Origin of the sequence: Clostridium beijerinckii (assembly GCF_008705175.1) — a bacterium.
GTDB classification, from domain to species: domain Bacteria; phylum Bacillota; class Clostridia; order Clostridiales; family Clostridiaceae; genus Clostridium; species Clostridium beijerinckii.
Genome location: NZ_CP043998.1, coordinates 5,005,462 through 5,028,598 on the forward strand (window position 1 = coordinate 5,005,462; position 23,137 = coordinate 5,028,598).

20 protein-coding genes are annotated in these 23,137 nt (G+C 29.3%); all 20 read right to left on the minus strand.

All coding sequences use genetic code 11. From position 1 onward, the window contains the following. Positions 1-389 precede the first annotated feature (389 nt). Complete coding sequence (locus tag F3K33_RS22505; protein WP_039770084.1) at positions 390-983, minus strand: hypothetical protein; 594 nt, start codon at positions 981-983, stop codon at positions 390-392. A 109-nt stretch (positions 984-1,092) separates the two neighbouring features. Beyond that, positions 1,093-2,511 (minus strand): contractile injection system protein, VgrG/Pvc8 family, encoded by a 1,419-nt coding sequence (locus F3K33_RS22510; RefSeq protein WP_039770082.1) that lies wholly within the window; start codon positions 2,509-2,511, stop codon positions 1,093-1,095. Then, the gene (locus F3K33_RS22515; RefSeq protein ID WP_039770080.1) at positions 2,511-3,113 is read right to left on the minus strand and encodes a hypothetical protein; all 603 of its coding nucleotides are present in this window, start codon (positions 3,111-3,113) and stop codon (positions 2,511-2,513) included. Before F3K33_RS22515 ends, F3K33_RS22510 begins: the two co-directional genes overlap by 1 nt. A gap of 36 nt (positions 3,114-3,149) precedes the next feature. After that, positions 3,150-3,527, minus strand: coding sequence for a hypothetical protein (locus F3K33_RS22520; RefSeq protein ID WP_039770078.1), 378 nt, complete (start codon positions 3,525-3,527; stop codon positions 3,150-3,152). 20 nt (positions 3,528-3,547) lie between these two features. Continuing rightward, the gene (locus F3K33_RS22525; RefSeq protein ID WP_039770077.1) at positions 3,548-4,327 is read right to left on the minus strand and encodes a hypothetical protein; all 780 of its coding nucleotides are present in this window, start codon (positions 4,325-4,327) and stop codon (positions 3,548-3,550) included. 715 nt (positions 4,328-5,042) lie between these two features. Continuing rightward, entirely contained in the window at positions 5,043-7,673 is a 2,631-nt protein-coding gene (locus tag F3K33_RS22530) for an Hsp70 family protein (protein ID WP_039770074.1), read from the minus strand. Positions 7,674-7,746: 73 nt separating this feature from the next. Beyond that, a complete protein-coding gene (locus tag F3K33_RS22535; protein ID WP_039770072.1) occupies positions 7,747-8,445 on the minus strand; it encodes a hypothetical protein in 699 nt (232 codons plus the stop codon). Then, on the minus strand, positions 8,442-9,722 hold the full coding sequence (locus tag F3K33_RS22540; protein ID WP_039770070.1) for a hypothetical protein: 1,281 nt from the start codon (positions 9,720-9,722) through the stop codon (positions 8,442-8,444). The genes F3K33_RS22535 and F3K33_RS22540 overlap by 4 nt, the downstream gene beginning before the upstream one ends. Positions 9,723-9,790: 68 nt before the next feature. Next, on the minus strand, positions 9,791-11,629 hold the full coding sequence (locus tag F3K33_RS22545; RefSeq protein WP_039770068.1) for a PP2C family protein-serine/threonine phosphatase: 1,839 nt from the start codon (positions 11,627-11,629) through the stop codon (positions 9,791-9,793). A 62-nt stretch (positions 11,630-11,691) separates the two neighbouring features. Beyond that, positions 11,692-12,540, minus strand: coding sequence for a PP2C family protein-serine/threonine phosphatase (locus F3K33_RS22550; RefSeq protein WP_023973583.1), 849 nt, complete (start codon positions 12,538-12,540; stop codon positions 11,692-11,694). 11 nt (positions 12,541-12,551) lie between these two features. Continuing rightward, positions 12,552-13,052, minus strand: a complete 501-nt coding sequence (locus F3K33_RS22555; RefSeq protein ID WP_023973584.1) for an FHA domain-containing protein — start codon at positions 13,050-13,052, stop codon at positions 12,552-12,554. An 82-nt stretch (positions 13,053-13,134) separates the two neighbouring features. After that, positions 13,135-13,704: an FHA domain-containing protein gene (locus F3K33_RS22560; protein ID WP_023973585.1), complete on the minus strand. Its 570-nt coding sequence runs from the start codon at positions 13,702-13,704 to the stop codon at positions 13,135-13,137. Positions 13,705-13,864: 160 nt separating this feature from the next. Then, the gene (locus tag F3K33_RS22565) at positions 13,865-14,293 is read right to left on the minus strand and encodes a DnaJ domain-containing protein (RefSeq protein WP_039770066.1); all 429 of its coding nucleotides are present in this window, start codon (positions 14,291-14,293) and stop codon (positions 13,865-13,867) included. 104 nt (positions 14,294-14,397) lie between these two features. Beyond that, positions 14,398-14,823 (minus strand): hypothetical protein, encoded by a 426-nt coding sequence (locus F3K33_RS22570; RefSeq protein ID WP_012060561.1) that lies wholly within the window; start codon positions 14,821-14,823, stop codon positions 14,398-14,400. A gap of 27 nt (positions 14,824-14,850) precedes the next feature. Next, complete coding sequence (locus tag F3K33_RS22575) at positions 14,851-15,276, minus strand: hypothetical protein (protein WP_012060562.1); 426 nt, start codon at positions 15,274-15,276, stop codon at positions 14,851-14,853. A 57-nt stretch (positions 15,277-15,333) separates the two neighbouring features. Then, a complete protein-coding gene (locus tag F3K33_RS22580) occupies positions 15,334-17,511 on the minus strand; it encodes a hypothetical protein (protein WP_039770063.1) in 2,178 nt (725 codons plus the stop codon). A gap of 402 nt (positions 17,512-17,913) precedes the next feature. After that, positions 17,914-19,053 (minus strand): carboxynorspermidine decarboxylase, encoded by a 1,140-nt coding sequence (gene nspC / locus F3K33_RS22585; RefSeq protein WP_039770061.1) that lies wholly within the window; start codon positions 19,051-19,053, stop codon positions 17,914-17,916. A gap of 409 nt (positions 19,054-19,462) precedes the next feature. Next, the gene (locus F3K33_RS22590; protein ID WP_023973591.1) at positions 19,463-20,665 is read right to left on the minus strand and encodes a saccharopine dehydrogenase family protein; all 1,203 of its coding nucleotides are present in this window, start codon (positions 20,663-20,665) and stop codon (positions 19,463-19,465) included. A 143-nt stretch (positions 20,666-20,808) separates the two neighbouring features. Next, the gene (gene speE, locus F3K33_RS22595) at positions 20,809-21,663 is read right to left on the minus strand and encodes a polyamine aminopropyltransferase (RefSeq protein ID WP_023973592.1); all 855 of its coding nucleotides are present in this window, start codon (positions 21,661-21,663) and stop codon (positions 20,809-20,811) included. Beyond that, entirely contained in the window at positions 21,664-23,121 is a 1,458-nt protein-coding gene (locus tag F3K33_RS22600; protein WP_012060567.1) for an aminotransferase class I/II-fold pyridoxal phosphate-dependent enzyme, read from the minus strand. Positions 23,122-23,137: the final 16 nt, after the last annotated feature.

The following is a 23,137-nucleotide window of genomic DNA, read 5'->3' on the forward strand; positions in this document are numbered from 1 at the left end:
CCCCTTATCCTTAATATCAATATAAAAATAAAAAACCTTCTAAACCTGTATTTTTGCTATAAATTGTTATCTTTTTTTATTGTTTTATATTTAACTTTAGATATTGGTTTCTTTTTAAATTCTAAAATTTTTATATTGTTTTCTTTTTTAATCGTTATATTAATGATTTTGGTTGTGATAAATAAGTTCTTTGCTGCATGAAAGTTCATCATTGTAGCAAAGCCACTTTTTTTATATGTGTATCTTTTTTTCTTTATAAGAACTTACACTCTTAGGTTTTTAAGTTTTTATATTGTTAACTTTTTATATTATTATATTAATGATTTGAATTGTGATTAATAAGTTGTTTATTGCAGATAAGTTCCGTATTGCAGCATAGCTGCTCTTTTCTAAGGTGTATATATTATCTCTGCTTCATCCATGTACTCACCTGCAAGTATTTTTATATCATCGGCTTTTTCCATTTCATCATAGGCAGGTGTAGTAACAAATTTTTCAACTGTGTTTTTTAAAAATTCAACTGCTAATACATGAAACTTATTAACTTCTCCAAGCATTATGTTTTCTACATCCATATCAGTAATAGTTCTTCCATACATCTTCTTCTTTTCTTTTAGTTCTCTTATAAAGTCAAAAAGAGGAACATAGAGAAAGTTTAAATCCAGATTAGTGCTGGTCTCTTGTTTATCTAAAAACCAATTTTCATCATACAAATCAACTCTATATTCCCCTTCATATTCAAGAATCTTTGTCATAAGTAACGAAAAGTAAATGTACTTAATTTCACCTTTAATCTTCTTTTTCTGAAGCTCTGTAGCTTTCTTACATATATCTTCAAAGGATATCATTAAATTTTCTTCTATAGCTTCCTTATCACTCTTATAAATTTCATCAGCTTCTAGAAATTTATAGGCCCATTGATCTACAACGTACTTTTCATTAAATTCCATTAACACTTTTTCTTTATCTATCTGCTTTAACATATTGAATTTTCCCTCCCTTCTATTTTCTAATTTCTTTTTATATCTACTTACAAATTTCATTATTCATTTACTAATTTTGTCATCTATTTAACTATACCTGTTTAGAGCTTTATTCAATTTTAACCTTTCCTCCACTCATGGTTACATCATCCTGTATGTTAATATTAGCCCCTCCCTGAGTTAGAGCTACTCCTCCTCCGCCTTGAATTGACACCTTACCTCCTCCTGTTATTTCAATATCCTGCTGCGCATCTAAAACTATTTTTTTATCACTTTTAACTTCTATTCCACCATCATCAGTAAGTCTCATAAGAAGATTTCCTCCTCCAATTATTTCTACTGCGCCTGGTTTCATTACTATCTGCTTTCCATATTTTGTTCCAATATTTTTTTCAGATGGATCACTTCGTTTTTGTGAATTACTACTTTTTAAATTTACAGAGCTTATGGCATATGCATTTTTTTCTTCATTATCTGGAAAATATAACCTTATAGCATCTCCGACCTCAGGCATACAATACCAGCCTGTCCCATCTTCTGAAGAATAAACTGTAGAATATTCAAACCATCTTGCAGCAGAACTATCTTGGCTTCCATCTATTTCTAAACTTATTTTCACTTCATCATTTTGAGTTGCTGAAACTGTTCCATTTAAAGATATTCCAACTATTTTGTTATTATAAATTTTCCTTACCTTTATTCCCTTTTCATCTCTAAGTTCATATTTATTTAAGAAAGCTCCATTTTTAAGTTCCATTACTGATTTATATACATAAAGACTTCTACCTTTAAAGTTCACTAAGTTACATAAATACATTATCGTATTTGTGGTGACTTCATAGCTTATTAAATTAATATCATCTAAATCACTAACATCGTTTTGTGCTTTGAGCTTGTATTCTTTTAAACCTTTTTTTATGGAATAATTATATTCATTTAAATCATAAGTCTTATAGCACCCTGAATTTCCTATAGAATACTTAATATCGCTTAAATGACATTCAGATACTACTGGCATGTTAAAGTGCGAAGATAATCTTTTTATAAATTCCCAATCGGTTTCTTTATATTGAACTATAAATTTATCAATTTTAGCTCCTTTTGTGATATTGTCTGACATTTGAATATTGCTGTATCCGCTGTCTACTATTCCAAAAATATCTCCATAAGTACTGTCTTCATCTTGAAAACTTCTAGTTACTTTTTTAATATCCATAAGAAAGGTTCTGCTTAGAGCTTCTATTTCCATGGTTCTTACATCCTTATCCGCATTAACAGAAATATTAGTAACTACACCTTGAAATATATTTGTTACAGCGTTATTCTCATCTTTTAAAGATAATGAAATGTTTGAATCTTCATCAGCTCTTTCAACATACGTATCAATATTTTCTTCATCAATAATCCCACATACGTAAAGTTTTGCATGTTCATTTAATTCCCTTATAACTTTAAGCTTTGTTATTTTTTGAAACTTATATGGTTCTATTAAAATATCACCTTGAGTATACATATATCCTTCACTCATTATTCATCATCCTCCCCATTTTCTTTTTCTACCTTTATATTCCTAATAACTTGAAATGCAACGTCCCTCCAATCCTTATAATCTTTATATAAACAACTAAAAGTTCCCATTAATGTTTTTTCTTTAAATTCAAGAAAAAACATTAAATTATATATAAAATCATCTATTGCAGAACTCTTGAATTCAAAAAATCCTACATTTTTTGAATCAACCTCAATTATCCCATCCTCATAAAACACATTTGCAGGATTTGTCTTTTTTATTATCATCTTCATTCCATCTTTTAGTTCTTCTACTCGTTCTTCATCTAATGGACTATCAATTATATTTAAAGTTACTGCAATACTTCCCTCTTCATTACTTCTTATTATTTCTGGTCTACTTTCTGATGGATACTTCAATTTTCTAACTTCTAAAGGCATTTCCTCAAAGTCTTTTGGAATATAAATCTTTAACTTATCCTCAAAAAAACATTTTTCCTCAAATTCATAATATCTTTTTCCAATTTTAATGGGATTACCATCACAAATATTTTGTATCTCTTCTCTTTTTTCCATTTCATTTAAGAAATCTAAAATCTTTTCATCAACTCTTTCTGACATATATCCTTCCTCCTTTAATTTCATATACAACTTCTATTAAGATAAATTTTCATTATTGATTCTTTCTAACTTTAAATTTTTATGATAATGTATAGTGCCTCTTATTCCTTGAAAATACTCTATTGTAAAAAATACCATTATTGCTAAACCAACTAAACTTCCATTGCTGAATAATATAATAATCTTATTTATAATGTAGTAAAAAAATAATATAATTGCACATACTCTGCTTTTCTTACTTATTCCAAAAGCTAGTCCAAATATTATAATTACCTCTAATAATTCATATAAATCCAAACCTAAATTCCAAATTCCTAAAACCGATAATATAGTTAATAAAATACCTATAATCCCTGATGCTATTGCTAAAATATACGCCTTTTTTATATGCATTAATGCACGCTCAGTACCCATAAAGATCCCCCTTGTTACCCTTAATCTATAAGTATCTTTTTAAATCTTCCATTACCTCTGCGCCCATTACCTCTTGCTCCATCTTTAGCACTTTTTAATACTTCTAAAAGGTACAAGTATAAATTCTCATTATTATACTCTTTCATCTCAATATCTAATTTGTTTACTAGATAACTTATTATTATTTCTTTTTGAATGGCATCCTTGCTTTGAACACACATCATTGCAAAGGATATATCCCAGGCTTCACTTAAATTACACTCTAATAATTCTCTTCCAAATCTTCTTAAAATTTCAGGACTTAAGCTACTACTTCCATAAGCTGCGTAAGGAGCATATATTGTATTTACCGTATCGTATTCTGTGCTTAAATCAATAAAATCTGTATGATCTGCTCTAAGCTTTGCACCCGCTCTTAATTTAAACCTACAGATTTCAATCTCATTTTCTTTAATATCTAACTTTTCATCTAGATAAATTTCCGTTGAATTTATTTTAAAATCGCTATCCTGTATTTCAGGTAAGAATTTTATTTTTAAAAGCATAAGCTTATTATTACAGGTATATTCAACCTTGATATCTTCTTTTAAAAGATAAATCACATCTTGATATTTTATTATTCCTTCCAATATCCTTATGTAGTTATCAGAAACCTCTATCTCGCATCCGCAGATTATTCCATTAGAATATCCCTTAATCCTCGCATCAAAAAATCCCCTTGGAAAATTTCTAAGCTCCTCCAGCATCTCTATTTTTAAAAGTCGTCCGCTATTAAAAAGCGGATAATTATTTTGAAACACCTTTCTTCCCTCCTTTTCATCCAACTCTCACAATCCATATCTTACAAGCAAATTCTTAAACAAAGAACCCAAAAGTTATTCTTTAAATCTTTTATTCAGTTAGCAGAACTTTCACTCAATATACTTATGATTTGATGATAGTCGCTTACTCTATAAATATCCACCAAACACATTTGAATCAAATTTTCTCAGATATTCTTATATTCTTATATTCTTATATTCTTATATTCTTAACTTCTAAAATTCTTAAGAATATATATTGTAATATTCTGAAGAATATATATTCTTCAGAATATTTAAGAAATCAGATACATCTTTCTAAAGCAAGCATTTGAAAATCTCGCTGCCAAAAGCACCTTCTTCTATAAAACTTCACCCACTCAGTACTCATTTCTACCAATAAAGTTCAGTCACATACCAGAAATATTGATCATGCTTTTATAGAATTCTACATCCAGTAATTTATTATCTATGTTTCATATTCAATGCACTCAAAATGGATACTTCACCAGAAATCAAATACATTTTTCTGAAGCAGGCATTTGAAAATATCACTGCCAAAAGCAGTTAATGGAAGCTTGTTCTAGATTAGCTTGTCATACTGAAAGTAGGAGCATGCTAATGTAGGTGCAAGCTTCCATTTAGTGCTTTCAGCGATATTTTCATAAGTCCTGCGGAAGAACAATGTATTTGATTTCGGCATTTTCACCTGAACTTATTTAAGTCCATCAAAGAAGTTTCTCTCCCATTTATCATTTTCAAAGTAGAAGAACTTTTCTTGTCCTATATAGAGTTCCTCTTCTTTTCTTAAAATGGCTAACACATAAAATCCCCATAGCTCTTCTTCTTCCCATACAAAGAATTTCACTTCATTATTTTCTATATTATCTGTTTCATGCTGATTTATATTTGGATATCTTTCTCCTATTTTCTTTGCGTTTGTCTTTTCTAATTCTTCCTCATTAAATTGATAATTGTATTCGTATTTCACATTATCATTGCTATCTTTTAAATATAATTTAAGTAGAATTCTATCCATGAACCTAGAAATAAACCCTTTATTTATTTCCCTGCCTTTAATTAGTGTTTTTTGTTCTCCAGCATGAGTGTAGGCTGTTAATAAATATGGAAGAGTAGGCTTTTTACTTTCTATATTTATATCCGCATAGCCAAAATTCTTATCATATAAATATTTTAGAGCTCCTTTAAGACAGGATAATTTTAATTCATACTCCTCTTTAACTTCCTTTTTGCTCTTATTTATTTCAATTATTTTTCCAGGTATAAATTCTTTTAGTGCATCTCTAAATATATCTACCTTACATGATTGTCCTGTTAGTTTGATTAGAGAATAATCGTATAACTCATCATTTTCATATAACTTTTCTAAAAATTTCTTTATTATGTTATAAACATCACCTTTTATTAAGGTTTCAATTTCATAGATACTAAGAGTTATACTTGGAGCTTCCTTTACCACCTGTAGAGTTCCTTTGTTAATGTAAGATAATTTCCATTTATCAAAATTTATTATATTTTCATCTAAATTTGTATCTTCCTTAGACGTTAATAAAACCTTTAAAATATCTGGATTGGAGAAGAATAATTTCTTTACTTCTTCTGCTAGATCAAATAAGAAATAGTAATTACTTCTCACCTTACAGTAATCTTCTTTACTTCTTGTTTCATATAGCTGAAATTTTGTTGGAATTACTGCTTCTGCCTTTTCGTATTCTTCATTTAAAGTTTCGTATAATTCATTAATCCCAGATTTATCTATGAATCTAAATATATCTATATTGAATTCATCCATTATTGCTTTTTTTAATTCACTCTTAGAATTGCTTAAAGCATTTGCCATTAATATTTTTATTAACTGCAATATTCTAAAAGTAAGATTATTTCCTCCAAAGTCCGTATCTCCATTTTCATAGGAGGTTTCTATATCTAATCTGTAAGAGACTCTGCTATTTGATATGCTAAAGCTACAGCCAGTAAGATCAGTAGTTCCCCCTCCACAATCTATAATTAAAGCTTTATACCATTCACCTTGAACATATTTCTTCTTTTCAATCAAATCTGAAATAGTGTTATAAAGTACAGCTGCACTTTCTTCTAATATATTTGAACTTTCAACGGTATAATCACTTAAAACATCTTTAAATAATGTATGGAATTTATATTTTTGCTTTGATGGACAGGATATATAGATATTTTTAAACTTACATTTAAATCTCTGCTGTGCTAAAGATATAATGTACTCTAGATATGCTTTTATAATGTCTTTTCTTTTTATAAATGTAGTTTTATTCTTTACATCAATTACTTTTTCACTTTTTTCAAAGTCACTTATCCATCTCTTTATGTCATAAAAAAGACTCATTCCATCATCTACATATCTTCTTCTTGCCTCAATCATTGCATCATGCCCAAAAGCATATTCTATTTCATCTTCTTTTATATTCTTAACACCTACAATACTCGGTATAAGTGGTGTTATTTCTAAATTTTCTTTGCTCTCATTTATTATTTTTACGAATTTTACTTTATCATTTTCGTAATCTGCATATTCTCGATTATCAGTTAAATTTTCATTTAATCCTGGAAATATTTCCTTATCTATATAAATACCAGCAGTTGTATTTGATGTTCCAAAATCAATTGCAAGTGGCATTTTTGTCTCTTTTAATGGTTTAACTTCAAATTGTAATATAGGCAGCGAAGTAAACTTTATATTATAATCAACTTCTATATTATCTCCTTCATAAGTATCATAAATAGTCTCTGAATCCTTTTCCGAAAAAAATAGAAGGCTATAATGCTTACTTTCAGATTCTCTTGCCTCTATATATTCACCTTTAGTTAGGTAGTATTCTTCTTTATTATTCTGTATCAATTTTTTAATGTTAAATATAGTACAAACCTTATAATTACTATCAACTAAAAGAACATTGCCTTCTTCTAACTTTTCGCTGCTTCTTAAAATATAATTATCATAAATTTCAAGAGCTAAGTTTTCATAAATAGTGATCTTACCTGGATAATCTATATATCTATTATTAATCACTTCTTTATTGCTTCTGCTTAAAAATCTTTCAACTCTTTCAATTCCTCCAACTAAGTAATTCTTTATGAGTTTACTTTCCTTTTCTCCTCTGTATTTCATTATGAGTCTTATAAGTTCTTCTTTATCAAGAGGATTAATTATACTCTTTACTAACTTTTCTTTATTACATATTTCTCTTAATTGAAAAGTTGTCATGAGCCTTAGATTTTTTTCTTTATACTTAATTTTTTTAATATGCTCTTCATTTCCTTTATGCAACTTGTATGAATATAAACTCATCTTTATCCTCCTAAACTGTTAAAACATATGAAACTAAGATTTACTAAAATCAATGTCTTTATCTTGATATACCTTATTCAACCATAACTGCCTCATTGATTTTCATAGTGTCATTAAGTCCAATAATCCCAAAATGCTTATCCCAAAATATTAATGGCTTCATATTTATTGGCAAAAATGTATCTACTATAGAGCTTACTTTGTTTTCAAGCTCTACCTTTTTTATCTCATCTAGATAAATATAAATATTTTTAGGCTTTTCCTTGCTGGAATAAATTATGCTTTTTTTGAATATTTCCTTGAAAATCTCTTTGAACAATTGAATTGAAGTTCCTGTTTTATATAAAGTTATAAAGCCATTCAATAAGATATCTACTTCCTCTTTATTGAAGTACATTATATTTTTCTTTAATTTTTCTCCAAACACGTTATCTAATATATCCTTATATAAAAGCTTCTTATATATTTCTGTTTTACATAGTCCGCTTTTTAAGTCTAGTTCCCCTAAATAATGCAATAATATATCTAAAAGCGCTTCTCTTAACTCTTTGCTCTCTTGAAAATTTATATTAAATAAATCTTTAAAAATCTCGTAAAATCTATAATATTCATTTACTTCGATAACATTATCTTCTGGAAGAGAATTTGAATTTAAATTATCAAGAGCAATTTCCATATATGGACTGCATACATCAGCTTGAACAAACTTAATATCTTCTCTAGGAATGGTTTCTTCATCTGCTTTTAGAAGCACTTCCCAAATATAATTCATATCAATCTTCCTTCACACTTATATTCTGGATATATAAATTGAACTTCAGATACTAAGAAACTTAAAATATCCTTGTTTAAATAATTTTCCTTATCGGCTGGCTCAAAGTATAGAATAAGAGATTTTTTTATATTATCTTCCCTTATTTCATCAATAATGAAGTTATTTACTTCATAAGTGTGATTCTGCTCTTCTTTGGAATTTTCCATAAGTGAAATATCATGAAACTTTAAGTATTTTGAAGCCTTAAATGAATTTATAAGTCTTGAGAGCTCAGTTTTTGTTTTTATTGTATATGATTTATCAAAAGCTAATTTATTAGAGAAGTTTATACTAACTTGATTAGTCATAAGTTCATACTCATATTTCTTTTGATCGTTTTTATCAGAGTTAATAATACTCCATAAATTCCACTCTATAGAATCCTTAATATTAGAAGATATTATTACTGATTCTTTTGTAAACATAGCCCAATTAATATCTGGATTCTTACTATCTATTAGATATCCGTTATCTTTTCCTTCTTTTTCAATTGAGATATCATGTTCGTACCCTACTTTATCGATACACGGCATTGGAAAACCGCTACATTTTATGCTTAATTCCTTTACGTTCCAAAGTGGAACCATATTATATTTAACGTACTTGCTATAATCCCCGAAATCTATCTCAATTTCAATTATCTCTTCATCCTCTTGAATTTTATCTTCGCAGCCAATTAAAAATAAATCTGCTATCTTATGAATATATGGATTATTAATTGTTGTCCATGCGATATTGCTGTTTATAAAGCTTTTATATAATCTCTCTATTTTGCTTTTATACTCATGATTTTCCTGAACTTTAAAGTGAGCTTCATAAGTTTTCTTATCTGTTTTTATTACTCCCTTTATATTAGAATTTCTACTGATAAATTCTTTAAAAATCAAATAATCACATTTAAGAAAAACCTTGAACAGCTTCTTACTTTCTTTGGCTTCAAGCACTTTTAAAATTTCTTTAGTATCGTATACTTTTTCTTCTGTATCTTCTAATAACATAGGAAATAGAAATTCATCAGTTATATCAAGCCTGTCTCTTTTAACTATAGTTGAATAGATATTGTATTTTTCTTTTATATAATGTAATTCGTTAAACACTCTTTTTTCTAATCCATTAATTCTATTGTTTGAATGTTCCTCTAACTCTTCAAATACACTATTCATTATTTTTTTAAGTAGGACTCTGTCATTTAGATCTTTTATTTCACTTAATTTCTCATAAATTCTATTCTCCATATTTCCACCTACATTTACCTATTAGTTTATTTAGATATATCTCAAACTTAACATCTCTTAAATTATTATTATGACTTAGCAGAAGCCTTATCTATCGCTGTGATTTTTTCCGTTACTTTAGCTAGATTATCTGCATCTCCCAAGCTGTTATATGCGTCCTTAGCTAAAAGATATAATACTTTTGCTGAAGCACTATCACCAGCTGCATATTTTGCATCAGCCGCCTGTGCATATTTATCAGCTTCACTTTTTTTATCTGAAGTTTCACTGATTTTTTTATCCATAAGAGCTATTTTGTCCACTAATTCATCAGCTGAACTAGTGTCACTAGCATCCTCAAATGATTTCTTAGCTAATTCATAATACATTTTTGCACTTACATAATCACCTGCTGTATATTTTAAATCTCCATTTTTTCTAAGATCTATAGCTTTGCTTTCCTTATCTTCTGCAGCTTTTTTATCATCTTCTGCCTTCTTAGCTGCATCATCAGCTGCTTTTTTACTATCATCTTCAGCTTGTTTCTTATCTGCTGCAGCCTTATCATCATCAGCCTTTTTTTGTTTTGCATCGGCTGCCTTTTGATCATAAATCTTTTGAATTTTATCCATTGCTTCTTTTTTTTCATCTTTTAAGTAATAATCTACTGCTAAATCTTTTACGTCTAAATAATTTTTTAATGCACCATCTAAGTCATTATCATCATACTGCTTATCTGCTAAAGTCAATAAATCCGCTACTTTTACACATTCTTTTGCAATATCTATTTTCTTTAATACATAGTCACTTCCAGCCTCTTCTGCTTCTCCTGACTTTTCTAAGGCTAGTACATATTTATCTAACGCATCATCATATTTTTTTCCTTCTAAATCTTTATCTCCATCTAATACTATTTCTGTATATTTATAATCTTCAGTTAAATTATCAATATCATCTTTAAGTTTATATTTCTTCGCTGTATCTAAAGCTTTCTTATATTCCTCATCTGCTTTTTCTATATTACCGTTCTTTATATATTCTTCTGCGTTTTGTTTACCTTCGTTAACAGATGCAATAGCTTCCTGTTTTCTATTTTTATGAATTATAAATGCCCCTACTCCTATTGCTATAACTAAGAGTAAGAGTATTGCAACTATTATAGCTATTTTTATTTTCTTGCTTCTTTTTGGGTCTATGTATGACTTTTCTACAAATGTTAATGCTAATGTATAGTTCTCTATTTCCTTCAGCTGCTTTGACAAAATCATTTCTTCAATATTATCAGTAACTTCTTTAGGTTCCTTTGCACCTTCTAGTGAATCCTCTATCTCCTTAGCATCGCAATTCTCCCATATTCCTTTTGTAAGAATTGCAAATGCATCTCCATCAGAAAGTTTAATTTTTTTTGATATATAAATTTTATTTAAATTATCTTGTCCTAAATACGAAGAAAGATTATTTCTCTCAAAATGTTTTGACATTGCATCTGATGGAATCATTTCATCATCTACTAAATTTTGAGCTAACGACTGATCCTTACTCTTATACTTTAAATATCCATCCTTAAAGTAGTAAAATCTAGTATTTCCTATAACTGAATATATTAATTTACTATAATTAGTTACAACTACTGTAATTGATGCTTTTAATCTAACATTCCTACTGCTTCTTATTAACTCACTATTTGCATCCTTTAAGTATTTTCTTAGAATGAATCTATTCATAGTTGGCTTAGCTGTGAAATCTCTAATAAATGTAGTCACTGCAATTTTTGCGCTTTCTAATTCCTTATCTTCATCGATTCCATCAGCTACTACATAACATGCATAATTATCTAATTCAGCGAATGCAAAGTAATCTTTATTTTGTAGAAAAGTTCCTTCTTCTGATATAAAGCTTGTCTTAAACTTCGAGTTTAACTTTCTCATTATCGTCCACCCTAACTTAGTTTTATTAGTTTAAATAAATTTGGTTTTATCCTTAAAAGTTTTTATTTTTTACCGCAATATCTCATAAGCATAATGCTGCCATTGCAATTATTTTTATTATTATCTTTAACGTTCTCCATTATTTGCCCACAAATTTCATTTATATTAGCTTTTTTGTTTCCTAAAATTCTTTCAATTTCTATCCATCTTAACCCTTCATATACGCCTCTGCTCATGAGTATTATTATGTCATTTTTCTGAAGTTCAATTGGGCTTTCAGAAATTTCTATATCTCTAAATGATTCTTGTCCAATGTAATATAGAAGTTTCTTTTCCTTTAGCGCATATAAAGCTTCGTCTTTTTGAATTTTCCCATTATAATATTCTTTTTTTGCTACTTCACTTATTGAATGACCTTTACTTAGTTTTACAAGTTCTTTATTTCTAAAAATGGCTAGCATAACATCTCCAACTAGAGCGTAAGATAATAAATTATCATATATTATTACACTAAGTACACTTGCTCCGCCCTTATCCTTTTCGACTCTTTTTATAATTTCACGGCTGGCTTTATTAAAAGCTTTCTTAAAAAAGTATGTTATCTTTTCCTTGTTTCCTTCCTCTTTAAATAACTTACTTATTGTTTTTACAGCCACAATGCTTGAAATTCTTCCTGCCTCATTTTTTCCTAGTCCATCTGCTAAAACTGCCATGGTTCCATTTGATTTATTTACTACTTCTAAATAATCCTCTTGTATTTCTTCATTCCCAATAAATATTTCATTTGCTATCTCTAATTCTTGCTTATAAATTCTTCTTATTATAAAATTCCGTGCTATTAGTAAAAGGATTAATACTGCTAATAGTAAAAATATAAATTTCAAATTTGAGTAATCATTAATATTAATCATATTATATATACCTACTTATTATCTCCCCATTCAAAATGCTCTCCACAAAATGGTACAAAAAGAAATTTGCTTTTACCAAGCTCAATTACATCATATGGTGATAATTCAGATGGCATGTAAGCTGGTTCTTCATTTAAATAAGCAATACCTGATGAATCCCCAGGTAATAGGACATTATTATTTTTCTTGGGATCATATACGATTATTGCATGATTTCTAGCAGCAATTCCATTATCCCCTATTATTTGAATATCCATATCATCTGATCTACCAATAAAGTTTTTCCCGCTTTTTATCTTATAATCCTTACCAACCCTTGTACCTTCAATACATACAAGCCATCCACAAACTGGTTCAATTTCTTGGTATAAAAGATTAGTTTCTATATCCATTTTTTCTTGAACTGGTTCTGGTCTTTCCTTTGTTGAAGTATCTATATTACAATATGGACATATAGTTCCATAACGCCTTTCACTAAACATATGACCATTGGGACATCTAATAAGACCCATTTACCTCACTCCATTTCATTTAAGTAAAAGTTAACATTTCAATGTATTTCCTATTAATTAAGTAACTTTTATTTTCCTTGGCTCATCTAAGTAAAAGTTTAACCTTAGAAATAAATAGAATATCTCCTCTTTTTAATTCACAAGGAGCATCTTTTACAATTCTATATTTTGTATCATCAGCAGCTTTCTGGATTACAAGTCCAGCATTTTCTGATAAATCTTCTACATACCATCTTCCTGATGCATAATTTAATACTGCATGCTCATTTTCTATAAATTTAGAGTAAATTGAAGTACTTAAATCTATAAGCATTTCATCACTCCTACCATTTTTCCCAATAAGAAATGATATTCGCTCTCCTATATCCCAACTTCTTATAATTTCATTCTCTTCGTTAACTAGCTCAATTTTGCTTATATTACTTTCATCTTCCATTATTTCTTCTTTGTGCAGTTTCTTGTATAAACTGATAAATCCCCATACACCAAATCCCATTACAATAACAATAATTAATGTTCTTATATAAATTGATTGTATTGTGATATATGCAACCACACATATTAGTGCAATTATTACGCCTATAAATACATTTATTATCTGCATTGTCACTAACAGCTTATTATTAAAATTCATATTATTTTCTTCTTTCAAAGTAATTCACTCCATTACTTCTTATTTATCTAATAGCTAGCATCTGTAACCATTCTCTTTTAAATTGAGAATTTAAGCTGCATGCTCTCAGACGATATCCCCTTTGAGGGTATCAGTCAAACTAATTTCAGAAAGAGCATAAAACTCTACCCGAAAAGCTTCACTTTATATTAAAAAAGCTATCAAACATTTTGCTTGTATCTATTGGATTCTTTCCCTTTTTTAACTTTTCTTTATTAATATCATTGCTGTTCGCGTTAAATCCAAAAAAATTTTCAAAATATTTATTTAAGTTTTCTATACTTTCACCTTTATCTTGATATGTCTTAGTCTTGTCTTCTCTACGTGATTTATTTTTTGTTTCTTGATTATTCTTTTCTTTAAATATTTCTTGATCATATTTTTTTCTTGATTCTTCTTTGCTTAAAAGTTCATAAGCTTCATTTACTTCTTGAAATTTTCTTAAGGCATCCTTATCATCTTTATTTCTATCAGGATGATATTTCTTAGCCAAACTTCTAAATGCTTTTTTTATTTCATCATTACTAGCATTTATTGATACATTTAATACTTTATAATAATCTTTCACCTTACACCCCATCTTTTAAGAATGATTTTAGTGCTTCTACGTTATAGTAAAAGATTTTTCTTTTGGAGTTAAGCTCCAAAAGAAAAATCAATTTAATTTTAAGATTAAGCGCTATATCCGCCCTCTATTGTAACTGTACTTAGCTTGTCTTTCTTTTGTCTTACAACAAGTTCAAAAGTACCTATACCTTCAGTATCTCCAAATGTTTCTTTATAATCTACTACAAAGGCATTAGGATAAGTTATTTTTCTTATAATTTGATCTGCTGAAATTACTTCTACAGTTACTTTTCTATAACAGTCAGCTTTTTCTGCTGGTACTAATGACCATGTACCCATTTTTCTTGTGCTATCAAATGGATCTCCATCAACTGCTGTTAAGATCTTACCTTTGATAACCATTGTGCTTCCTACATCTTTTGATCTTGCATTTGAATCTTCTGGCGTATCTGTAATAAGTTTTACTGTTTGAACACTTTCTATGCTAAGATCTATTGTTTCTGCGCCTTCAATTTTTACTTTAAATCCCATTTATTAAAATCCTCCTTATTTTAATTTTTATTCAGCAAAACCGCCTTCAAATTTAACGCTAGCAGTTTTGTCCTTCTTTTGTTTAACATACAATCTAAATGTACCAACACCTTCTACATCACCAAAATCTTCTTCGTATTTAACTACAAATGCATTAGGTAAAGTAAATTGTCTTACGATTTGAGAAGCAGAAATAACATCTACTTTAACGTTTCTATAACAATCAGCCTTTTCTGCCGGTACTAATGACCATTGTGCTAGCTTAATTGTAGTATCTGCTGCCTCCCCGTTTACTGGTGTCAAAATTTTACCAGCGATTTCTAATGTTGTTCCTAAGTCTGTTGAACGTGCATTAGAATCATCTGGTGTATCTGTTTTAAATTCTACAGTTTCGATACTTTCGATGTTTAAATCAATACTTTCTGCGCCCTCAACTTTTACTCTAAATCCCATTTTTGAGCCTCCCTTTATTTTTATTTATAATTAAAATAGATTTTTAATCTATTATAATTAGCCAACTTGACTGTGTGCATCATTACGTGTAATCTCAACTTCTAAGTTCTTAACGTTTCCGTTAAATACTAAGTCAATATTACATGTTCCATTCTTTTCATTTATTACAAAGTTAATATCATCACCATCTTTTACTATGGCATTGGTATATTCTTTATGAGCCACCCACTTACTCTTAACACTAGTAGGATTATTGCTAAAGAATTTAATAATATTATCTTCTTTGAAATCATTAGTATAGAATCTCAATATTCTTTCTATATATGTTGTTACTAGTGTTTTATATATTGATTCAAAATCATTTTCGGTAGCCTGTAAGCTTCTAGCTTTATAAACAGTAATTTGTTTTATATCTTTACCTTCAAGCTTTGCATTTTCAGATGAAAAGACAAAACCGAAATTTTTTTTATTTATTGAATTTTTAATTTCATTTGTAAAACCAGATATTTCTTTTGCTAAAGTAGTTGTTATCTTTAAGGCATTAGAACCTGATTCTATATCAAATCTAACTCCTGGATATTCGCTATATATATCTCCAAAATACTCTCTTAAATATTCTGGGCATTGGTATGCAGCTACAACTCCAGCTGCTATATATGAACTTCCAATATAGACCCCTTCAATCCAAAGTTTTAGAATATCTTCTTTTTCTTTAGATAACTCTGCAGAGCCTTCTTCAGAAAGCACCATTCTTTTATCTAATACAACCCCAGATTTTTCCTTTGGAATAACTGTGAAATTAGGTATACATGGAATTGCAAATTCACTATAAGTGTTATGCATAAGTGGTTCACATTTATCCACAAATTTTTCAATTCCGGCTGTTGCTACATGGTTGAATGTAGTATCCTCTCTTGGTTCAAAACTAAAGAATATTTGAACACGATACTTTTTAACTGTATCTAAAAGCGTTGCTAAATCTTCCATAGAATTTGAATCTGTTTTCTCTACTTGCTTATTAGCCTTGAATCTTTCTCTTCTAACCTTATTTTTACTTTGACCTTCAAGCTCAATTGATGGAACTACTCCAAACCAAATTGTGTTATCAAAGTCATTTTTATCATTTACTGAGCTTAAATAAGTATTTAATCTTGGTAAGTTTTGAGCATTTACTAATCTGCTAAGCTTTGTATTTGTAACTAACAAACTTGGCTTCATTCCCTTGTTCTTTGTCTTGTATTGATCAAAAAACATTTTAACGCCTAATATCTTCTCTATCAGTGGCTTAACTGTCTTTATGAAATCATCCTTAGATGTTTTGTAGAAATCTAAATATGTGTTATAATTGCTTACTTCTACACCTAAATCAACAGAGCTTTCCATAGTAGATGCTAAAGGACAAAAAGTTCTTACTACTAAGCTTTTTACATACTCTGACTTCACTTCATTTACTTCATCATAATCATCTTCAAAAGCTTCAATAAGTCCCATATTGGCTTTATCATCTATAGCAATCAATGATGTTTCTTCTACCTTTGGAGCTTCTAATACTTTTAACTCACCATCTTCTCCCATGCTTAAAACGCCTAGTTTAAGAGGTTCATTTGAATTATTCTTATCTTCTCCTCCAAGAAGTAACCTTGTTTTTATATCTTCAATAGCAAGTGGTAACATTGCCATTATGTTATTATAGTTTGAGCTAGCTTCTTCAAACATAACATTAAGCTTGTCCCCTAGATCAAGTTTGCTTGGATCTTCATCATCTAAAGCTTCATATTGGCTATATGTATATTGAATTTCCTTTCTAGTTTGTTTTATATCATCCATTACTTTTTTAGGTGATATCATATCCAATAGATTTTCAAATTTAAAATCTACATTAGCAATACCTTGAGCTCTCTTTGTGTCAATTAATGTGAATAACATTTTTAAGAAATCATTTGACTTATTAATTGGAATTTCTGTTATTAGTTCACTTGGAAAGTTCTCAGGCTTTTTTAACGTATACATTACTTTTTGATTAGTCGCATTATAGAAAGAATATACAACTGGTGAGAACTTATCCAAAAATTCATCAAAACTATTAACTAAAAGAAGTTCATTAATTTCTTTTATCTTATCGTCATTTAAACTGTTTAACCCTTTTGTATCACCTATTATAGTAATTAAATCTAATTTTTCAGGGTTTATTTCCTCAAATAATATTGTTCTATTGGTTTGGTTTATAACATCCACTTTATAATCCTCCTATATTGTAAAATTACTTTTTAATCGAACTCGTTTAATATGATCCCTCTTACCCCATTATAAGTAGTTTTGCATTATTATTTATCCCTGATAATATTTTTACATATTAACGAAATTATGTAAATTAACCCAGAATAAAACGCCAATATTCAGTAATTAAACGTTAATATAATGGAATAAAACGCATTTTATCCTCTTTTCCGCTTAAATATTCTTTTAATTCCTTAATATGTACGTTTCATTCTTTTAATATTGTATTTTAAATTAATATGATATATAATTTTCTACTAAAAAAATAGCTGTCTAAAAGCAGGAATAAAATCCTATTTTTAGACAGCTAATTTATGTTTATTTTTAATTATATTTTCAAAACTTTAACCAAATTATAATTTACAATCTAGCTTTAAAATCTTCATATCCAAATTCTTTTATTACTTCAATACCTTTTTCTTCACTATATTTTACAATTGCAGGAAGATTAACTCCATTAAAGGTATTATTTTTAACCATTGAGTAAATAGCCATATCGCAAAATACAAGTTTATCACCTGGCTTTAAAGGTTCTTTAAATGAATAATCTCCTATAATATCACCTGCAAGGCAAGTAGGACCACCAAATCTATAAGTAAATTCGAATTCATTTGGCTTTCCAGCACCTATTATATTAGGTCTATATGGCATTGCAAGTACGTCTGGCATATGACATTCCGCTGAAGTATCTAGTATAGCTATATCCATTCCATTTTTCATAGTATCTAATACTGTTGATACAAGGAATCCTGTATTTAAAGCAATAGCTTCACCTGGCTCAAGATATACCTGTACTCCATATTTATCTTTTATAAACTTAATAGATCTTATTAGTGTTTCTATATCATAATCTTCTCTAGTAATATGATGACCACCACCAAAGTTAATCCACTTCATTTTCTTGATGTACTTTCCGAATTTTTCATCCACTACTTTTATTGTACGTTCAAGGGTATCTGAATTCTGTTCACACATTGTATGAAAATGCAATCCATCTATACCTTCAAGATCTTCTTCTTCAAAGTTAGCCAAAGTAACTCCCATTCTTGAATTTTCAAAACATGGATTATATATATCTGTTTCTATCTCTGAATACTCAGGGTTAATACGAATAGCACATTCGATTTTCTTTCCTTTAAAGTTTTTGACTTTATCCTTATATTTTCTCCATTGACTAAATGAATTAAATACTATATGATCGCTATATTTCATTATCTCATCAAATTCATCTTCTCTATATGCAGGAGAATAAATATGTACTTCTTTCTCCATCTCTTCATATCCAAGTCTGGCTTCATGAAGAGAACTCGAAGTAACTCCTTTTAGATATCTTCCAATCAATGGGAAAGTTGAGTACATAGAGAATGCTTTAGTTGCCAGAATAATATTGGCACCTGTTTCCTTCTGTACATAATCTAAAGTCTCCAAATTCTTCTTAAGAAGTCTCTCATCAACCAAATAACATGGTGATGGTAATTTGCTTAAATCTATATCTTTCATTAAATCACCAAACCTTTTTCTAGTTATAAATTTACAGTAAAAAGTAAGGATGAAAGCCACAGCTTTTCGTGAAAATAAACTAGTTCCAGGAAACTCTAATTAAGACTTCATCCTTATTTTTTCGTTAATATAATAATTTACTAATTTAGTTTAATAAATTAGTATCTAAATCATTCTTAATCTCAGAAAGGGCAGGTACTCTTTTGTGCAGTGTTGCATTTAGAAGATGGCTGTAGGTATTTCTTAATTAGAAGTTGTTCCAAATATGCTAGTTCAAAGCTTGCCTTTGAAACCAGCATTTTGGATGCAACTTCTAATGTTAGAAATCCACAGCCATCTTCTATAGCAACCGAAACAACAGAGTACCTGCCCTTTCAGTCCGTTATTACTTGATTAAAATACTCACAATTTATTCAACTAAAGTTGGATCAAAGCTTTCTTTCCATGGTAATCCCCATTTATTTAACTCTTCCATAAATGGATCTGGATCGAATTCTTCTACATTATATACTCCTGGTTTCTTCCATAAACCTTTCATTACTAAGCTTGCACCTATCATAGCTGGAACTCCAGTTGTGTAAGAAATTGCTTGAGATCCAACTTCTTTATAACATTCTTCATGATCACAAACATTATATACATAATAAGTTTTATCTTTTCCATCTTTCTTACCTTGGAAGATACATCCTATATTAGTCTTTCCTTTAGTTCTTGGACCTAATGATGCAGGATCTGGTAATACTGCTTTAAGGAATTGTAATGGTACTATTTGCTTTCCTTCAAATTCAATTGGTTCAATTGAAGTCATACCAACATTCTCAAGTACATTTAAATGTGTTATATACTTTTGTGAGAATGTCATCCAGAATCTTATTCTCTTAATTCCTTTAATATTTATACCTAAAGATTCTAATTCTTCATGATGTAATAAATACATATCTTTTGGTCCGATTTCTGGGAAATCATAAACTCTCTTTATTTCAAGAGGTTCTGTTTCTATCCATTTCCCTTCTTCCCAATAACTTCCTGGAGCTGTAATTTCACGAATATTGATTTCTGGGTTAAAGTTAGTTGCAAATGGATAACCATGGTCACCAGCATTAGCATCTAATATATCTATATAATTTATTTCATCAAAATAATGCTTTTGAGCATAAGCACTAAATACACCAGTAACCCCTGGATCAAATCCACTTCCAAGTAATGCAGTTAAACCTGCCTTTTCAAATTTTTCTCTATATGCCCATTGCCACTTATATTCAAATTTTGCTGTATCAAGTGGTTCATAGTTAGCTGTATCTACATAATGAACTTTTGTTTCTAAACAAGCATCCATAATTGTTAAGTCTTGATAAGGAAGTGCAAGATTTATAACAACTTCTGGTTTAAATTTATTAATAAGTGCAACTAATTCTGGTACATTATCAGCATCTACCTTTGCTGTTTGTATTTTTGTCTTAGTTTTTCCTTCTAATGAAGCTTTTATTGCATCACACTTTGATAAAGTTCTACTAGCGATACAAATTTCCTCGAACACCTCTGAATTTTGACAACATTTATGAATAGCAACGCTAGCGACACCACCAGCGCCAATAATTAAAGCTTTTCCCATTCCAATTCCTCCAATTTCTTTATAAAATGAAACTTTTCAGACGGAGCTTTATGCTCCAGCTGAATTTAGAATATTGACTTATTATTTTTTGATTATCTTCAAGTCATGAACAAAAAATTTAATTGTATTATCTGATAATTTTTCTAATCAGTAAGTCCATTTAACATATCTCTAACGTAAGTTGGAAGTGCAAAGCACCCTACATGAAGATCTGTATTATAATATTTTGTTTTTATCCCTAACTTATTCCAAGCTTCTGCATCAAAATCCTTTATAGGGTGATACTTTTTTGAAGCAAATCCAAATAACCAATGTCCTGATGGATATGTTGGAATATGTGCTTGATAGACCCTAATGATTGGAAAAAATTTCGTTATTTTTTCATGAGCTTCTTTCATTGCAGCTGCATCATTATCATAGTAAGGACTTTCATGTTGATTAACTAAAATCCCATCTTCTTTTAACGCTTTATAGCAATTTCCATAAAACTCCTTAGTAAATAATCCTTCTCCTGGTCCAAAAGGATCTGTTGAATCAACTATTATTAAGTCATATTCATCTTCTTTATCACGTATAAATTTCAAACCATCTTCATAGAATACATTAACTCTTTTATCATCAAGCTTACATGATGTTAGCGGAAAATACTCTCTACAAATATCAACAACTCTTTTATCAATTTCAACCATATCTATCTTTTCAACTGTGCTGTATCTTGTAAGTTCTCTTATTGTTCCACCGTCACCAGCACCTATAACTAAAACATTCTTAATATTTGGATTAGTTGCCATTGGTACATGAACTATCATATCATGGTAAATAAATTCATCTTTTTCAGTTACCATCATTAATCCATCTAATGTAAAAAACCTTCCGAATTCCTTAGCTTCAAGTACATCTATTCTTTGGAATTCAGTTTTTTCAGTATGTATTTCTTTTTCAACTTTAATTGAAAATCTTACATTTTCTGTGTGTTGTTCTGTATACCATAACTCCATTTACTTGTCCTCCACAACATTAATATTTTCAATTTTAGTATCTTCTGTTCCAGTTAAAAAACAACCTTTTTCTTTTGCATAATTTATGTAGTCCAATATTTCTTTTGTTATTTTTTCTCCTGGAGCAAGAATTGGTATTCCTGGTGGATAACACATTACAAATTCAGCACATATTTTCTCACTGCTTTCATTTAGCGGCACTGAAGTTTTTTGAGAATAAAATGCTTCCTGAGGAGTTAATACAACTTCAGGATCTATATACTCATGATCAAACATACCAATTTTATCTTTTGAATGCAATCTCTTAATTTCAGATAATGAAGATATTAATCTTTCAATTGCAAGACTACGATCTCCAACAGAAATAATAGCTAAAATATTTGCAATGTCTCCCAATTCAATTTGTATACCATACTCATCTCTTAATAGATCATATACTTCTATTCCAGCAAGACCTATTTCTCTAGTGAATACAGATAACTTTGTTATATCAAAATCATAAACTGCATCTCCATCAATTAACTCTTTTGAAAAGGCATAATAACCGCCTATTTTATTTATTTCACCTCTAGCATATTCAGAGATTTGCTTTACTTTATCAAAAATTTCTTTTCCATGTAATACAAGATCTCTTCTTGCCAAATCAAGTGATGACATTAAAAGATATGAACCACTTGTAGTCTGAGTCAAATTAATTATTTGACGAACATATCCTATTGCTAAATCACAATTTAAGAGTAGAAAAGAACTTTGAGTTAAAGATCCTCCAGTCTTATGCATACTGACTGCTGCCATATCTGCCCCAGCATCAACTGCTGATAAAGGCATATTGTCACCAAAATAAAAATGTGTTCCATGAGCTTCATCTACTAATACGTACATTCCATTTTCATGGGCAAGTTTCGTAATTTCTTTTAAATTTGAACAAATCCCATAATAAGTAGGATTATTTACAAATATCGCTTTTGCGTCTGGGTTTTCTCTAATTGCTTTTTTTACATCTTCAACTGACATCCCAAGTGGTATTCCAAGTTGTTTATTTGTTCCTGGATTTATATAAACCGGAATTGCTCCGCTAATTATTAAAGCATTTATAGCACTTCTATGCACATTACGAGGCATTATAATCTTTTCACCTTTTTTACATACACTCATAACCATAGCCTGAACTGCAGAACTTGTTCCATTAACCATTAAAAATGCGTGCTTAGAACCAAATGCATCAGCCGCAAGCTCCTCAGCTTCTCTTATAACCGATACCGGGTGAATAAGATTATCGAGTGGTTTCATTGAATTTACATCTACTGAAAGACATTGCTCTCCCAAGAATTCCCTAAGCATATCATTTCCTCGGCCCTGCTTATGACCTGGTACATCAAACGGAACCACTCTAGCTTTCTTATATTCTATTAATGCTTCATAGATTGGTGCTCTTGAGTGGGATTCTTTGTTTTTCATCGTATACATCCCTCCC

What these genes read in the sequence shown, in the direction of transcription:
- F3K33_RS22505 (WP_039770084.1), bottom strand. Translation starts at nt 983, where the DNA reads ATGTTAAAGCAGATAGATAAAGAAAAAGTGTTAATGGAATTTAATGAA.
- F3K33_RS22510 (WP_039770082.1), bottom strand. Translation starts at nt 2,511, where the DNA reads ATGAGTGAAGGATATATGTATACTCAAGGTGATATTTTAATAGAACCA.
- F3K33_RS22515 (WP_039770080.1), bottom strand. Translation starts at nt 3,113, where the DNA reads ATGTCAGAAAGAGTTGATGAAAAGATTTTAGATTTCTTAAATGAAATG.
- F3K33_RS22520 (WP_039770078.1), bottom strand. Translation starts at nt 3,527, where the DNA reads ATGGGTACTGAGCGTGCATTAATGCATATAAAAAAGGCGTATATTTTA.
- F3K33_RS22530 (WP_039770074.1), bottom strand. Translation starts at nt 7,673, where the DNA reads ATGAGTTTATATTCATACAAGTTGCATAAAGGAAATGAAGAGCATATT.
- F3K33_RS22535 (WP_039770072.1), bottom strand. Translation starts at nt 8,445, where the DNA reads ATGAATTATATTTGGGAAGTGCTTCTAAAAGCAGATGAAGAAACCATT.
- F3K33_RS22540 (WP_039770070.1), bottom strand. Translation starts at nt 9,722, where the DNA reads ATGGAGAATAGAATTTATGAGAAATTAAGTGAAATAAAAGATCTAAAT.
- F3K33_RS22545 (WP_039770068.1), bottom strand. Translation starts at nt 11,629, where the DNA reads ATGAGAAAGTTAAACTCGAAGTTTAAGACAAGCTTTATATCAGAAGAA.
- F3K33_RS22550 (WP_023973583.1), bottom strand. Translation starts at nt 12,540, where the DNA reads ATGATTAATATTAATGATTACTCAAATTTGAAATTTATATTTTTACTA.
- F3K33_RS22555 (WP_023973584.1), bottom strand. Translation starts at nt 13,052, where the DNA reads ATGGGTCTTATTAGATGTCCCAATGGTCATATGTTTAGTGAAAGGCGT.
- F3K33_RS22570 (WP_012060561.1), bottom strand. Translation starts at nt 14,823, where the DNA reads ATGGGATTTAAAGTAAAAATTGAAGGCGCAGAAACAATAGATCTTAGC.
- F3K33_RS22575 (WP_012060562.1), bottom strand. Translation starts at nt 15,276, where the DNA reads ATGGGATTTAGAGTAAAAGTTGAGGGCGCAGAAAGTATTGATTTAAAC.
- nspC (WP_039770061.1), bottom strand. Translation starts at nt 19,053, where the DNA reads ATGAAAGATATAGATTTAAGCAAATTACCATCACCATGTTATTTGGTT.
- F3K33_RS22590 (WP_023973591.1), bottom strand. Translation starts at nt 20,665, where the DNA reads ATGGGAAAAGCTTTAATTATTGGCGCTGGTGGTGTCGCTAGCGTTGCT.
- speE (WP_023973592.1), bottom strand. Translation starts at nt 21,663, where the DNA reads ATGGAGTTATGGTATACAGAACAACACACAGAAAATGTAAGATTTTCA.
- F3K33_RS22600 (WP_012060567.1), bottom strand. Translation starts at nt 23,121, where the DNA reads ATGAAAAACAAAGAATCCCACTCAAGAGCACCAATCTATGAAGCATTA.